Annotated in this window: 6 protein-coding genes; all 6 read left to right on the plus strand. The window is 60.9% G+C overall.

What is annotated here, in order from left to right; translation table 11 throughout:
* Positions 1 to 6,720, plus strand: a 6,720-nt coding sequence (locus Q0D52_RS07750) for an MBG domain-containing protein (protein WP_294381645.1), incomplete at its 5' end; no start/stop codon positions are given.
* 553 nt (positions 6,721 to 7,273) lie between these two features.
* Positions 7,274 to 8,515, plus strand: coding sequence for a hypothetical protein (locus tag Q0D52_RS07755; RefSeq protein WP_294381648.1), 1,242 nt, complete (start codon positions 7,274 to 7,276; stop codon positions 8,513 to 8,515).
* Positions 8,516 to 8,529: 14 nt separating this feature from the next.
* Entirely contained in the window at positions 8,530 to 9,684 is a 1,155-nt protein-coding gene (locus tag Q0D52_RS07760; protein WP_114620926.1) for an ABC transporter permease, read from the plus strand.
* A gap of 1 nt (position 9,685) precedes the next feature.
* On the plus strand, positions 9,686 to 10,438 hold the full coding sequence (locus tag Q0D52_RS07765) for an ATP-binding cassette domain-containing protein (RefSeq protein WP_294381652.1): 753 nt from the start codon (positions 9,686 to 9,688) through the stop codon (positions 10,436 to 10,438).
* 156 nt (positions 10,439 to 10,594) lie between these two features.
* Positions 10,595 to 10,792: a hypothetical protein gene (locus tag Q0D52_RS07770; protein ID WP_042436513.1), complete on the plus strand. Its 198-nt coding sequence runs from the start codon at positions 10,595 to 10,597 to the stop codon at positions 10,790 to 10,792.
* Between the two features lie 53 nt (positions 10,793 to 10,845).
* Complete coding sequence (locus Q0D52_RS07775; RefSeq protein WP_294381729.1) at positions 10,846 to 15,447, plus strand: acyl-CoA dehydratase activase; 4,602 nt, start codon at positions 10,846 to 10,848, stop codon at positions 15,445 to 15,447.
* Positions 15,448 to 15,484: the final 37 nt, after the last annotated feature.

The following is a 15,484-nucleotide window of genomic DNA, read 5'->3' on the forward strand; positions in this document are numbered from 1 at the left end:
TCCCAGGCCCGCGACTACAACTACCTCAACGACCTGTCGAAGCTCCACACGCCCAACGGCGGGTTCGTCTGGATGCTCGGCGTCAACACCGCCGACGCGGACATGCCGTCCCCGCTCGACCTGGCCGCCGGCTCGTACGGCGAGTTCTTCGACTTCGCCGCGCCCGCCGACGCGCAGGCCGCCCGCGACGCGGTGGCCGCGCTCTACGACGGCGTGGACGGGTCCAACGTGTCGGTGGGCACCTTCGAGCTGCCCGGCGGCAAGCAGATGCCCGCCGACGCCGAGCTGACGGCGTGGTGGCTGGGCGGTGAGAACGCCGACCCCAAGGTGGACCCCTCGAAGGTGCGCGCCTTCAGCTGGGACGGCTCGTCGCTGACCGAGCTCGCGGTGACCGTGGGCGAGGAGCCCACCGGCGCGCTCGGCGGCGCGAAGCTGGCGCAGGTGTCGCCGGAGCCGGGGCGGGCCCTGGTGCTGGTGGACACCACCTCGCTGACCGAGAAGTCCCAGGCCAAGGCGGGTGTGTATTCTGTTACTGCAAATCTTTATATTCCTTCATATGCCAATCAGGTTCTTCCTGGCGTGCAGGTATATATGCAGTGCCCGACTATGCCTCCGACCGTACCCGTTTCCCGCAGCGCAACGCTAACTATCGCTGAGGACGGGACGAAAACCGTTCATATCGAGCTTAGCAATGAGCCGGCAGATGTTTTCACCTTGCAACAGATTAGCGGCGCTCCTGGCGAAACCGAAATAGTGAGCGCACCTCGAATCAAGGAAGACCACCTGTTTGGCACGGACAAGAAAACGCAATCTCAGGTGTATGGTCGAATCGGCTCGCTGGATGTCAAGCTGCTCAACGATAGCGGTGATTATTCCTTTACCGGCTATCAAGAGTTCCCGACCATTCTGGGCAACTACATGAACATGGAGGTGCGACTGTCCGTTGACTTCTCCAGCGCGGTGCGTAAATACGTTGCTCCTTCCGATGGATCTCAGGCTGTTACGAAGACGCTTACGGATGTTGGTACCGGGTTGAAAGCAACGGTTTCCACTTCTGAAAAAGACGTTGCTCAGAAGCTGCAATCTGGTGCGCAGCTTGTTGTTGAAAAGCGTTCTGATGGCGAAACGTATGAGAATGCGCTGTCCGATTTCGAAGCCATGCATACGGGCGAAGTGTCCCTGGAGTACTTCACGTACAAAATCATTGACAAGACTGGTGCCGAGATTGCGCTTGACGGTAATACGGAAGTATCCGTTGCGTTGCCAACGTCTAATTCGGGAATTTGCGATGTCTATAAAGTAAATGAAGGCAGCTATGACCAGTTGGTGAGTAATACGGCTGCGGATAACGGGTTCTTCTCGTTGGTCGGCATGCCATCTTCGGGTTCGTTTGCCGTAATCGACAAGACCAAAGCAAGCAAGTGGACTTCGAAGACCGTGGCTAATGCCGAACTTGGCATTAGCTGGACCGAGTCGCTTACCGATGCTCAATCCAAATATGACTCCACGGACGGTGGTCCTTATGCCGCTATGGCAACCAGGTTCGTAAAAGTTGGCGGCAGCAAAGTTTCTGATGCCGCAACGCTCAACAACGCTCTTGCTGCAATTAAAAAGCTGACTGGTACCTTTACCGACGCGGCGGTACTCAGTGGTTTCTATTGCTCTCCGATCTCGATTGAAGAGCAGCAAGTCCAGGATGCTTGGGTCCAGGACGAAAGCAAAGACTCTATTTCCGTGCCGCGCGCGAGCAACGATGGCGTTACTGCGGATACGAAGGCGTTTTTGATTAGCATATCTGGAAAGAACGTGAGTGCGGTTCCTTTGGGAACGGCCATTTCCGATGATGCGGTTTCGATTGATGTGCTTCCGTCTTCAATGACAAAGTCCGAAGCATATGCCCGTTATGTCGCTTTGCACAACGGCGTGATTGAAAACGATTCGTATGCAGATTATCCGACGTCGTTTATCGTTCTTGCTAATGGTGCAGAAGTGGGACAAGAAAGCAAGACGTTTGCTGACGAATCCGTTGCCGACGTTGCGGTTACCGTTGCGTCCAGTAGAGCGGAAGTTGTTGATAAGTTTGATTCTGCTCGTGCAACGTTTACCGAATATGGGGAAAGCGATGCTGCTGCGAAAGCTATTCGCGATGCATTTGATTCCCAGCTTTCGTGCGACCCCGTGTTTCGCGCATACGCCGTTTCGGTGATTGATGCTGACGGCGATGCATTGCCGGTTGCGTCCGATGATACGCTTTCACTGAACATCTCAAACGCTTTCGAACAGTCTGAACTTTACGTTTGGAATGGTGAAAAGCTTAGCAAATTGGATAGCAATTCAAACGGTTCGGCTTTGACGGCTTCCATTCCTTCGTTTGGCACCTATGTGCTTGTTGACAAGTCCACGATGGGCGAACGCGAATATCATGCAACGATTTCCGATTCCGAAACGGGTGCTACGCTTGATATCGTGACGACGCATTCGGCATTTGGCAAAGCGATTACTCAAGATGGCGTGACGTTAAAGGCGTCGAAAGCAGCCGAGGATAGCGACGAGCATTCGTTTGCCGAATCTCACCTTGATAAGGAATATGAGCAGGTTCCCGATTTTGGTGTGTATTCCTTTGGCATCTATGGACCGGATGGCCAGAAAATCAGCTACGAGTCCTGGAAACTCAAGCAATCGCATTTAACGCTGCCTTCCAAGATCGTAAAGCCAGCCCTGTTCTTTATATCGGAAAGCTATGGTGGCGAACTTAGCTGGGTTAGCAACAACGTTGTAAATATGCCTATCGCTACCTCCGATGGCAACAGCGTTGCTATTGATATGGGCTCTACCAGTATGGGCCTCTATCGATTCGTTATTGCCGATGAAGACGGCGTTGCGGCAAGAGAATGGATTACTCGGAATTACGAGGACCCGGCAACGGGGCTAAAGGTTTCCATTAAGTCTCGCGAAGCTTCCGTGTCGCCGTTTTTGAAGGATGAAGGGTCGCACATTGAAGTGACCAAATACTCCGCTGGTGATGCTCAGTACGATGCCTTCTTGGAAATCATGAAGAAGGAGTGCTATAAAACAGTCGACTTCGAGGGCTTTTCGCTTCAGCTGAAGGACTCGCAAGGCAACACGGCTGTTTCAAATGACTCCGAAAATACGGTAATAACGATTAACCATTTGTCTACGCCCTCTACCTGGTGGTGGAATGCTAGCGATTATCCGACTTCGTTTACGGGCGCTAACGATGTGGCTGTTTTCAACGGACCGGATGACATCGAGAGCGTGGCATATTTGAGGAGCCCGCAAACAGGTTCGTTCTCCATGGTTGCGGATGACGTAAGCTCGGATGGAAAACGCCTGCATGGCGTCATTCAAAATTGCGTGCTGTCCGGCTTTGGCGATTTTTATACCGTGAACGAAAACATGCGCTATCTGAAATGGACGGATATCGATGTTCCTACGGTGAATGATTTGGTCTATACGGGCAAGCAGCAGACAGGTGTGCGCAAGGGCTCTCGCATTGACATTACTTACTATGATGTTATCGATGGCGTGTCGCGAGCTACCGATGCCGGAACGTATACGTGCACGGTTTCACTGCAACATCCGAATTTGAGATGGGCTGGTTGCGAGGGTGATGAGGCAACTTCCGACAAGAAGATAACGTGGAAGATCGTGGAGGCTGGCGACGTTAGCACGCTGACCCAGCCTATCGCCGAGGCGCAGGCTCTGCTTGACGGCACCACGGTTTCCGCTGATGGCAAGGATGTTTCGTCCAACGCCCAGTGGGTTTCCCAAGCTGACCACGATGCGCTTGCTTCTGCCATTGCCGATGCTCAGGCGCTTGCCAGCAGCACGAAGGCAGTTAGCAAAACAGCGGTAGAGGACCAGGCAGCAGCCCTGGCCGCTGCCGTGACGGCGTTCAAAGCCGCGCAAAAAGCAGGCCTGAAAGACGCCGGCACCGCGTACACGGTTACGGCTAACTTGAGCATGCCGGGTGAGTACAACCCGGTGCTTGCAAACGTAACGGTGTATGTGAACAACCCGAATAACCCGTTTGCGGACAAGGCGGGTAATAGTCCCGTTTTGGACGGCAATGATCCGGTTGGTGTTGAGGCTTCGGCTCCGACTACGCCGGTTGCGAACAACGCTACTATTACGGTTGCTCCCGACGGCACCAAGACGCTGACGCTGAAACTTCCAAACCCGGTGTTCACGTTGCAAGAGCTTGGTACGTGCGACCAGCTTCCCAATGTGACAGTTGACCGCGTTTCGCCTGTTGACAAGAGCGTGTGGGATTACGGTAAGTACGACACGCGTGTTGGTAGCATAACGGTGCAACTGCCCGAGGGTGCCGATTCCGGCCAGCAGCAGTTCGTGTTCAAAGGCAGCAAGCTGTACGCGGTGCCCATTAACACCGACATTGCTCCTGATGTCAGCAAGGATGCGCTGATTCTGGACATCGATTACTCGTCGGCCAAGGCTGATGCCGTGGTTGATCGTTCGGCGTTGACTTCTGCGGTGACCGATGCCGAGCAGCTTGCTGCTGGCGTGGCTGTTTCCGCAGACGGCTCCGATGTATCGACCGAGGGCACGTGGGTGACTGAGGAAGCTATGGCGGCGTTCAAGGACGCTATTGCTCAGGCTTCTGCGGTGATCGATGCCAACTTGGTGTCCAATCAAATGGTGGCCGATGCTGCTGATGCCTTGCGGGCTGCGGCTGACGCGTTCCGCGCTTCCATGAAGCCGGGCACCAAGGACGAGCGCGTGAAGGTTGAGAAGCCTGTTGCGGCTTCCGGCTTAGAGTACACGGGTGCCGAGCAGGCGGGCGTTGCGGTAGCGAATGCGGAGGCCGAGAAGGGCTTCACGCTTTCCGGCGCCGCGGCTACCAATGCTGGTTCCTACACGGCGGTTGCCACGCTGAAGGCGGGCTTTGTGTGGGACGACGGCTCCACCGACCCGGTGGAGATTCCCTGGTCCATTGCCAAGGCGACTTTGACGGCCACGTATGTGGGAGAAACGGTATCGGTTGGCACTGCGCCGCAGCTGGGCGTGGAGGTTACGGGCTTCGTTGGCGGCGAGACGGCTGTTTCCGCTGCGGGCTATGAAGCCCCGACGGTTTCCGCACCTGCAACGCTTGAGGCTGGCAAAACCTACGACTTGACGCCTGCTGGCGGCAAGGCGGACAACTACAACTTCGTGTACGTGGGCGGCAAGCTTACGGTTGAGGCTGCGTCCACGGGCACGCTGAAGCCGGGCACGTACGCCATCACCGCGAACCTGAGCATGCCGGGCGATTACAACCCGGTTATCCCGGGCGCTACGGTGTACGCCAACAACCCGAACAACCCGTTCGCCGACAAGGCAGGCAATGAGCCTGTTTTGGACGGCAACAACCCGGTGGGCGTGGCGAGCACCACGCCTACCACCCCGCTGACGAAGAACGCCACGTTGGTGGTTGCGGCCGATGGCTCCAAGACGCTTGAGCTTGACGTGCTGAACCCCGTGTTCACCACGCAGGAGCTGGGCACGTGTGCCGAGCTGCCGAAGGTTGACGTGACGCGCAAGGCTCCGGCCGACGCATTGGTGTGGAGCTACGGCAAGTACGATACGCGCATCAGCCACGTGTCGGTGCCGCTGACTGACGACATGGTAACGGGCGTGAAGTCCTATGCCTTCACAGGCAGCAAGCTGTATGCGGTGCCGTTGGATATGGATATTGCGCCTACCGGCGCGGTGGCGCTGCAGCTGACGGTGAACTACTCCAGCTTGCCGGCTTCGGCGCTGCCCGATGGCGTTGACCCGGTGCCCGATCCGGACCCGGAGCCCACGCCCGATCCTGCGCCCACGCCGGACCCGACGCCGACGCCTTCGCCGAGCCCCAGCCCCACGCCGGGCGGCTCCACCACGGTGGGCACCACGACGAGCGGTCACTTCGCTGCTGGTACGTACACGGTTTCGGCTAACCTGTGGTTCGACAAGGCCACCACGGGCCTGCCGTTGAACCCGCACCTGACCAACGGCGGCTTCCCGCCCTCGACGCCGGTGAGCAACAGCGCCACCATGACGGTGGACGCTTCCGGCCATGCGTGGGTGAGCGCCCCGGTGGTTATCCAGGACAAGGTGATGACCGTCAACAACGTGTGGGGCAGCGGTGTGAGCTACGACGGTTCCACGGTGACCATTGACCTGGGCACGCCCACGGCCGATCAGACGCAGTTCGCCGGCACGTGCACTTCCAGCGTGACCATAGGCTGGCTGGCTCGGACCATCGCCGCCGGCATCTTCAACGGCGTGTGGGATCACACGTGGACCACGAACTGGGAGGTCGACCTGGTGGCAGGTTCGCTGCCCGCAAGCGGCGGCGGCGAGCTGCCGGCCGCGGCGCAGGCCATTTTGAATGGCGAGAACGGCGTGGCTGCTTCTGGCGACGCTGCGGCTGCTGCGCTGGCGGCGGCCGAGGACGGTGCGGCCAAGAGCGGTGACGCTGCCAAGAGCGGCAAGACCGCCGACGGCAAGTCGTCCGGGTCCGCGAAGTCCGGCGTGGCCGGCGCGGTCGAGGACCTGGCCGACGCGGCCTCGTCCAATCCCGCGGTCGCGATCGCGCTGGGTTGCATCGCCGTGTTGGCTGTTGCTGGCGCGGCAGGCGGCGCGTACGCCTACCGCCGCAAGAAGCGCGCAGCTGCGGCTGCCGGCGATGCGGCAAGTGACGCCGCAAGCAAGTAACGGCTGCTGCTAAGCAGCGGCTAGCAAGCCCGCCGCCACCGGCGGCGGGCGAGCAACTGGGACAGCGCACGGGGTGCGCTGTCCCAGTTGCCGACGCGCCTCGCAGGTTCGAAAGAGCCCGCGGGGCGCTTTCGCGTTTAGGGGAGCGAGCACGATGAGTCAATGGCTCTGGAAGGTTTTGACTCACTAACACTGAGACCTGTGGCTAAGGGAATGCTGCTGCGGGCCTCTTTGCGTTTTTCGCCCTTCCGCCACTTGCCGAAGCCTTGCTTGCTGGATAATAGCTTTGGAGCAACAAATCATCGCTGGTGTTGAATCGGGACTGTAGGCTGCATCTTAGCCTGAATTTCCCTTTGCAAACTTTTCGTGAAGTTGTCTATAGGTAACATAGGTCACTGACAAATTCGCCTCGTTTAACTAAACTTGTTAGCCGTGTATAAAAGCGGCTTTGACAGGGCATTATGATTAGCGGTAATTAATCCGGGCGCATACATTGGCTGGCTTACTACGTGTTGCTTCCGTCAAAGCCTTTCCGTGTGAAAGGCGGACATATATGGCTAACTTCTTGATGACGCGGCGCAGCTTCACGGCGCTTGCGGGCGTGGCGGCGCTTTCGGCGTTGGGACTGGGCGGATGCTCGTCGGGCGAAGGCGCGAAGGGCGGCGTAGCTGCGGGCGGCAGCGATGCAAACGATGGCGTTACGTTCTCCACGTACATCGAAGCGCGCGAGCTTATGGGCAGCGCCGATGCGTGCGACGTGCGCGTGGGGCTTATCATGGGACCGCCGTCTATGGGCTTGTCGCAGTTCATCGTGGCTGCTCAAGCGGGCAAGACGTTCAACAACTTCACGTTCGAGCCCAACGGCGTGGACTACGTGGGCCTGTCTGCCCTGTTCAATAAGGGCGACTACGACATTTGCACGCTTCCCAGTAACATCGGACCCATCTTGTACAACAACGCCGAGCTGAAAAACCGCTACGAGGTCATCAGCGTGAACAACCTGGGCGTGTTGTACGTCATGACCAACGACGAATCGGTGTCCACGCTCGACGACCTGCGCTGCCGCACCGTATACAGCTACGGCGAGGGTGGCACGCCGGAGTACACCATTGAGGCGCTGTTGGCGAAAAACGGCCTCGAGGGCACGTTCAACCTGGAGTTCAAATCCAGCCCGCTTGAGGTGCTCAACATGATGCAGCAGCAGGAAAACTGCGTGGCTATTTTGCCCCAGCCGTTCGTTTCGCTGGCGAAGATCCTGGTCAACCCGCTGTATATTCCCATCGACCTGACGGTTGAGTGGGACCGCGCCTTCGCCGACACGGGCAGTCAGGCCGTCACCACCACAACCATTGTGAACAAACAGTTCCTGGAAGAGCATGAGCAGGCCGTCGTCGAGTATCTGAACATGGCGGGCCAGTCCGTGAGCTGGACGCTTGAGAACATGGGCGACGCCGCCGCGCTGCAAGAGGAGCTGGGCACGTTCTTGAACAACTCCGTGGCGCTTGACGCCATGCCCTACATTTCCATGGTGAACCTGACGGGCGAGGATATGCGCACGGCGCTGTCGGGCTTTTTGCACGAGTTGTATCTGGCGAATCCCGATTCTATCGGCGGCAAGATGCCCGGTGAGGACTTTTATTACCTGCCGCCTGAAGGTCAGCTGGACGAGCGCTTCCTGCAGGCGGGCTTGGAGCAGGCCACGAAGCATGAAAGCAGCGCCGGCACCGGCAACGGCGGCGTGACCGCTAGCGCGGCCGACGCGCAGGCCGCCGTTGAAGCGCTTGGCGGCAAGTAGCGGAAAAGGGAACCATGTTCGAAAAGTTGAAAGGCCTGGTGGGCGGTATGGGCGCGCGTGGCGCCGTCGCCACCGATGCGCCCGACGAGCTGCCTCGTATGCAGTTCGCCGCCATTGCCGCGAAGGTGGGCATGCCTGAAGAAAAGGTTGCCATGATGGCGCAAATGGTGCGGCAAAACGGCATGGCCGACGCGCAGATGGGCTTCATGATGCAGACGGCCACCGCTAAAGGCGTCACCTGTGAGGAGATCATGAGCATGCTCACCAGCATGGGCGTGGCGAAAAGCCAGGTGGTGCGCGTGATGTCGGCGCAAGGGCTCATGGCCGAGGACGAGGCGCAGCGTATTTTGGACGCCGAACGTGCTGCAGCCGAGCGTCGCGCCGCCGCCAGCAAGACCAGCGCGCGCAAGCAGTTCGCCCGCAAGGCGATCATCATTGCGTTTTGGCTGGTGGTATGGGAGCTGCTGGACCACGTGGTCGACAACCGCCTTGTGCTTGCCGGGCCTATCCGCACGGCTCAGGCGCTGGCCGACCAGGTGGTCATGCCGAACTTCTGGATGATCGTCGGCGCTAGCTTCGGGCGCATCGCGCTGGGCTTTTTACTGTCGTTTGCGGTGGGCTTCCTGCTGGCGCTGGTGGCGTGCCGCGTGCGTCTGTTTCGCGACTTCATCGACCCCATCATCAGCCTGCTACGCACCATCCCCGTGGCGTCGTTCATCATCTTGCTGCTCATCTGGGTAGGCAACCAGGCGCTCACCGTGTTCCTGGCGTTCTTCATCGTGTTGCCGCTCATCTACACGAACATGGTCACCGGCTTCGAAAGCGTGGACAAGCAGATGCTGGAGATGGCGCGCGTATACGGGCTGTCGAAGTGGCGCACGTTTCTGTACGTGTATCGCCCGGCGTTCATGCCGTTTCTACTGTCCAGCACCAAGATTTCGCTGGGCATGACGTGGAAAAGCGGCATCATGGCCGAGGTTCTGGCCACGCCGAAACCCTCTATCGGCAAAGAGATGGCCACGGCGCGCACGTTTTTGGACACGCCCGATTTGCTGGCGTGGACCGTGGTGGTGATGGTGGCATCGGTGCTGTTCGAGAAGGCGTTCATGGCGCTGTTGAAGCGCGCGAACCGTCCGCTTGGCGGATTCATCGGGAAACGAGGCGAGTGACGTGGGGCTATTCGGGAAGAAGAGGGCGGCGGGCTCTGGCGTGGCCGTGGGTGAAGGCGCGTTCGCGGGTGCGGCGCTATTCGGCGCGGCCGACTCGCTTGCCTCTGGCGGCGCGTTGTCGGACGTGGAGTTTCGCCACGTGTACAAGGCGTACGGTGCCAACGAGGTGTTGCGGCGCGTGACGTTCACGTTGCCGGGCGGCGGCGTGCGCTGCCTGATGGCGCCGTCGGGCAGCGGCAAGACCACGCTGTTCCGGGTGCTGTTGGGCCTCGAACACGCCGACTCCGGAGAGATTCGCGGCATTTCCCCTGGTCGCATCAGCATGATGTTCCAAGAAGACCGCTTGTGCGAAACCTTGACGCCGGTGGAGAACGTGGCGCTGGTGCTGCCAGCCGAGACGCGGCGGGCCGACGTCGCCGCGCTGCTGGCAGAGATCTTGCCGACGGATTGCCTGGGGCAGCCAGCCATGGAGCTTTCCGGTGGCATGCGCCGGCGTGTGTCGCTAGCGCGTGCCGTTGCGTTCCCGAGCGACCTCATTGTGCTTGATGAGCCGTTTACCGGTCTTGACCAGGCCACAAAGGAAAAGGCCATCGCGTTCGTGCTGCGCCATCGCGCCGGGCGCACGCTGCTGGTCGCCACACACGGCGAGGATGACGCGCGCCTGCTGGGTGCTGAGCGCGTGAACCTGGCCGACGTGCAAGACGGTGGTGCGGACGCTGCGGCGGGGTTTGCGTGGCCGCAGGCGGCGGTGTGACGAAAGCTAGGTAAGCCGTCCGCGGCGGGCGAGCCGACGGCGCGCCGGCATCGCGGGGCACTTGCGGGCGCAGACCTGATGGGGCGGCAGTTTCGCGAGGCCGATCATGTTCCGAGCCGCCCAGAAACGTTATCGACCCTCTGAAAGGATTTGCATATGGATACAACCAAGACCATGCGCCAGCTGTGCGCGGACGAGCCGAAACTCGAAGCTTTCCTGCAGTCGAAGGGTTTCCCCTTCTCGCTGGACAACCCCATCGTCGACTTGGTCACGTTCGAGGACGTGTGCCAGGTACGCAGCCTTGATCGCGACGAGTTTTTGGGCGAGTTCGAGGCATACAAGGCCGGCGCGTAGGTTTTGCGCGCGAGATAGACGAGAGTAGCTTGAAGGAGCAGAGCGTGTATTACATGGGAATCGATATCGGTGCCTCGTCGGTGAAAGTGGCGGCGGTTGACGCGGGTGGCACCGTGCTGCGCGTGATTCGGCGTGCGCACAAAGGCTCGCCGTTGCCGTGTTTGCGCGCGATGCTGGCCGAGCTGGCGGACGGGAGCGCCGACCGATCCCTGTCGCTGTCCGCTCAGGCGTGCAGCGGTGTGGTCGCTACGGGCAGCGGCGCGGACATGCTGCGTGCGCTGGTTCCGGGTTTGCGTGTGCTGGAAGAGGTTCCGGCCCTGGTCAAAGGCGTGCGGGCGCTTGCGCCTCAGGCGGCGTGCATCATCGGCATGGGTGCACAGTCGGGCGTGTTCGTTACCGGCATCGCCGATGGTGCGGCTCCGGAATTCGCTATGAACGAAAGCTGCGCGGCGGGTACGGGCAGCTTTTTCGAGGATCAGATGCAGCGTTTGGGGTTGCCGCTGGAAAGCTACTCTGATCTGGTGGCACGTGCGCAAAGTGTGCCGCGTTTGTCAGGCCGTTGCAGCGTGTTCGCCAAAACCGACATCATTCACCGCCAGCAGGAGGGCGTGCCTGTTGAGGACATCTTGCAAGGCTTGTGCCATGCGACGGTGAAGGCGTTCAAGGCCACTATTGTGCGTAATCTGCCGGTTGAAAAGCCGGTGGCGCTGGCTGGCGGCGTGCTGGAGAACGCTGGCGTGGTTCGTGCGGTGCGCGAGGTGTTTGACCTGGCGGAAGGCGAATTGCTCGCGGACGAGAAGCTTGTGTGCGCGCAAGCGGTGGGCGCGGCGCTGGCGGCGGCGGAAGGCGCGGGCGGGCGCGATGGCGAACGCATTGCTGCAGGCGCGGGCGCGGCAAGTGGCGCATCCGCGGGGCTTGCGTCGCTTGCCGCCTTGCGCTCTGCGCTTGAAGGAACGCAGGCTGCGCAGGCCGACGACCTGCCGCGACTGTCTCAGCTGCCGCAGGTTGATTGCACGCCGAACTGCGGTTTTGCGTTGGCTCCTAGCCCGTGGAACCCGCAGGGTTCGCCCGCCCGCGAAGGTGGCGCGGTGCCGCGCTCGGCGGTGGTGGATGCGCTGGAACAAGGTGCTCCCGTGCCAGTGGCGCTGGGCGTGGACGTGGGATCTACCAGCACAAACCTTGTGCTTGTCAGCACTGACGGCGTGCTGCTGGACGCGCAGTACCTGCGCACGCGCGGCAACCCCAAGCAGGCTGTGCGCGACGGGCTTGCCTCGTTGGCGCAGCGCGTGGGCGATCGCGCCTGTGTAGTGGCCGCGGGTGTGACGGGCAGCGGGCGCACCATGATCGGCAAGCTCATCGGAGCCGATGCCGTACGCGACGAGATTACCGCACAAGCGCGCGCTGCCGCTGCGGCTGACTCGCAAGTGGACACCGTGTTCGAAATCGGCGGGCAGGATTCTAAGTACATCAGCCTGGTTGCTGGCCAGGTGGCCGATTTCCAAATGAACAAGGTGTGTGCGGCGGGCACGGGCAGTTTCGTGGAAGAGCAAGCGGCGCGCCTGGGCATTGCGCTTCCCGATTACGGTTCGCTGGCGCTTTCGGCGGAACATCCCGTTGAACTGGGCGAACGTTGCACGGTGTTTATGGAAACCGCTATCAATGCCGCTTTGGCGAAAGGCGCGACCAAGTCCGAGGTTGCTGCCGGCCTGTGCCTGTCGGTGGTGCGCAACTACCTGCACAAAGTGGTGAACGCCAAACCAGTGGGGCAGCGCATCGTGCTGCAGGGCGGCGTTGCCTACAACCCCGCCATCGTGGCGGCCTTCCGCGCGTATGCGGGCGAGAGCCTTACGGTCAGCCCGTGGTTCGCCGTTTCGGGTGCCGTGGGTGCAGCGCTGCTGGCTGCGGAGTCCCAGGGCGTGCTAGAACCGGTGCAAAACGGTGAAAGTGCTGGTGTGGCGCATGGTGCAGCCGCAGTGTCGAGCTCGTGCGTTTGCCGACGGGAAAATGTGCTCTCTAACTTCAAGGGCTGGGACCTTTTGGGCGTCTCGCACGAAACCCGCCGCATCGACCCGGCCGAAATTGCCGCAAACCGCGCGTTCTTCCATAAAGTCGACGAGATGTTCCTCGAAGGCTACGACCCCACGCGCGACCCGGCGAAGAAAACGGTGGGCATCCCACGCTGCTTGATGTTGCACAAGCTGTTTCCCATGGCTAACGCTTTCTTCAAGCAGCTCGGCTTCAACGTGGTGCTGACCGACGCATCCGATGAGGAGACGGTACGCCTTGCGCAGGCAAGCGCACAAGGCGAGACATGCTACCCCGTGAAGCTGGTGCACGGTCACATGGCGCAGCTGCTTGATATGGACGTCGACTACGTGTTCATGCCCAGCGTGCACACCATTCGCCATCTGAAGTCGACGGTGCCGCACAACTACGCGTGCACGTACATGCAGTCCATCCCGGCCATCGTGGCGTCCGAACTGGACTATGAAGGCCACGGCATCACGCTGTTGAATCCCCTGATGAACCTTGATTTCGGACAGGGTGCCATGGCGGAGGTCATGCTGCAGGTCGGAGCGCAACTTGGCCGCACGCCGCAGGAAACGGCGCGCGCCATGCTGGCCGGCGGGTTCGCCGTCACGGAGTTCACGCGCAAAACCGAGGAGCTGGGCGATCAGCTGCTGGCCGGTCTGAAACCAGGAGAGCGCGTTATCGTGCTGATCACGCGCAACTACGGCATCGTGGACCCGGCGCTGAACATGGGTATACCCGACATGCTGCTCGATCGAGGCTGGAAAGTTATCACCGTAAGTCACCTGCATGCGCATGACCTGGGCATATCCGCGGATTATCCTGGCGTGGTGTGGCCGTTCGGCCAGCATATCCTTTCAGGTGCGAAGCTCGTTCGCCGCGACCCGCGCCTGTTCGCCGTGTACCTGACCAACCACGGTTGCGGCCCCGACACCATGGTCAGCCATCTGTTCGCCGAGGAAATGGGGAGCAAGCCGTACCTGCACATCGAGATGGACGAGCATTACTCGAAGGTGGGCGTGGAAACGCGTGTGGAGGCGTTTTTGAACGCTATCGAGCATTACGAGGCGGCGGATTTGCGCGGCACGCCTACGTCGCGGCACGTGGTGAACTCGGCGTGCGAGCCGCTGCGCGAAGGCGAGTTAGCGGGCTTGCCATCGTTCGGGCCGTATGGTCCGCTTGCGGCGCAGTGGTTGCGTGACCAGGGCATTCCCGTGCGCGAGCTGGTGCCCACGCCGACAACGCTGGAGCTGGGGCGCAAAGAGTGCACCAGCAAGGAATACTACTCGTTTGCCAGCTTGCTGGGCGTGAGCTTGGCAGCTGTGGGCGAAGGTGGCGATGGGGAGGTTGCTGCCGATGGTTGTACGGCCGTGCGCTCTGAGGGCCCGGCGCAAGCATACGGCGAAGGTGCTGGTGCTGTTGACGGGCCGCATGCCGAACGTGATGTCGCTGCGGCTGCAGTCGCGAGTGCGGAAGGTGGTTGGCGCGTTGGCCAGTTGTTGCTGCCGTCGTCGCAGGGCGGCGAAGCCGATGGGCAGTTCGACCGCGTTATCCGTAGCGTACTGGATGCGAAGGGGCATGGCGACGTGCGTGTTGTGGCACCCGATGTGGAGCTGCTGCCGTGCAATGTGGCTGATCTGGAGGGCTTGTTCGTGCATGTGCTTGCCGGTGATGTGGTGTGGGCGGCCGCGCCTGCTGCGCGTCCCGCGCTGCAGGAAACGTTCGCAAAACCGCATCTGACCTTGGAAGACGTGTTGACGGCGGCGAGCGCTGCCCGGGAAAGCTGGCAGGATGTGCCTGTAGCGCCTCGCAAAACCCTTGCGCTTGTGGGCGAGTGGTCGCTGGTTGTCGGCGACGAGCTCACGGGCGGTTTGTTCTCCCGCTTGGAGGGCGAAGGCTACCGTGCGATGCGCGCTCCGTTCGCCGAATACTTGCTGTTCGTCTGGGAAGACGGCTGCGACGAGGCAAGGCACGGCAAAGTGGTGGGCGGCCTCATGCCCATGTTGGGCGAAACCGGCGCACCGAGGGTGGTGGGCCTGCCGGACGTGCCGGCGTCTCAGCCTGAATCCGACCGTGATCAGACGCTCACGCTTTCGGACGTGCAGGCGCTTGCTGTCGGTTGCGAAGCAGCATGCGCTCACGCGCTTGGCGGCTGTGACGGTTCGCATGAGCACGCGGCGGCGCAGCCGCAGCTGGCAACGGCGCCGCTGGAAGTGAGCGCGGCGGTTGAGGCCGACCCGCTGTTCGGCGCGGAACAGCGCACGCTGCCACAAGACCAGTGGCACGCGGTGCTTGAGCGGCTTGTCGGCATGATGCAGCAAGTGGCTGACGCGTTGGGTGATATGTCCGCCTATGCGTCGGACCATTCGCAGCTTCGCCAGATTGCGACTGACGCGCTGGGTCAGTTTGCAGGCGCGAACGCGCGGTATCGGTACGCGAAGGCAGTGCAGGCGGGCCAGAGGGCCGACGGCGTTGTGGCGGTGGCGTCTATGTACGAGAACGCCGACATCATGCTGCGCTTGAAGAGCGTGCCTTGCCGGGCGCCGCTTTTGCACTTGGCGTTCGACGGCGCGCTTGACCAAAGCGTCGAAGAGCGCCTGCGATCGTTTTTGTACTACGTGTAGCGCCGCCTGCCAATAGGCGGCGCTACACGGCGCCGAG

The organism is uncultured Senegalimassilia sp. (assembly GCF_934630535.1).
Taxonomy (GTDB): domain Bacteria; phylum Actinomycetota; class Coriobacteriia; order Coriobacteriales; family Eggerthellaceae; genus Senegalimassilia.

What these genes read in the sequence shown, in the direction of transcription:
- Q0D52_RS07755 (WP_294381648.1), top strand. Translation starts at nt 7,274, where the DNA reads ATGGCTAACTTCTTGATGACGCGGCGCAGCTTCACGGCGCTTGCGGGC.
- Q0D52_RS07760 (WP_114620926.1), top strand. Translation starts at nt 8,530, where the DNA reads ATGTTCGAAAAGTTGAAAGGCCTGGTGGGCGGTATGGGCGCGCGTGGC.
- Q0D52_RS07770 (WP_042436513.1), top strand. Translation starts at nt 10,595, where the DNA reads ATGGATACAACCAAGACCATGCGCCAGCTGTGCGCGGACGAGCCGAAA.
- Q0D52_RS07775 (WP_294381729.1), top strand. Translation starts at nt 10,846, where the DNA reads ATGGGAATCGATATCGGTGCCTCGTCGGTGAAAGTGGCGGCGGTTGAC.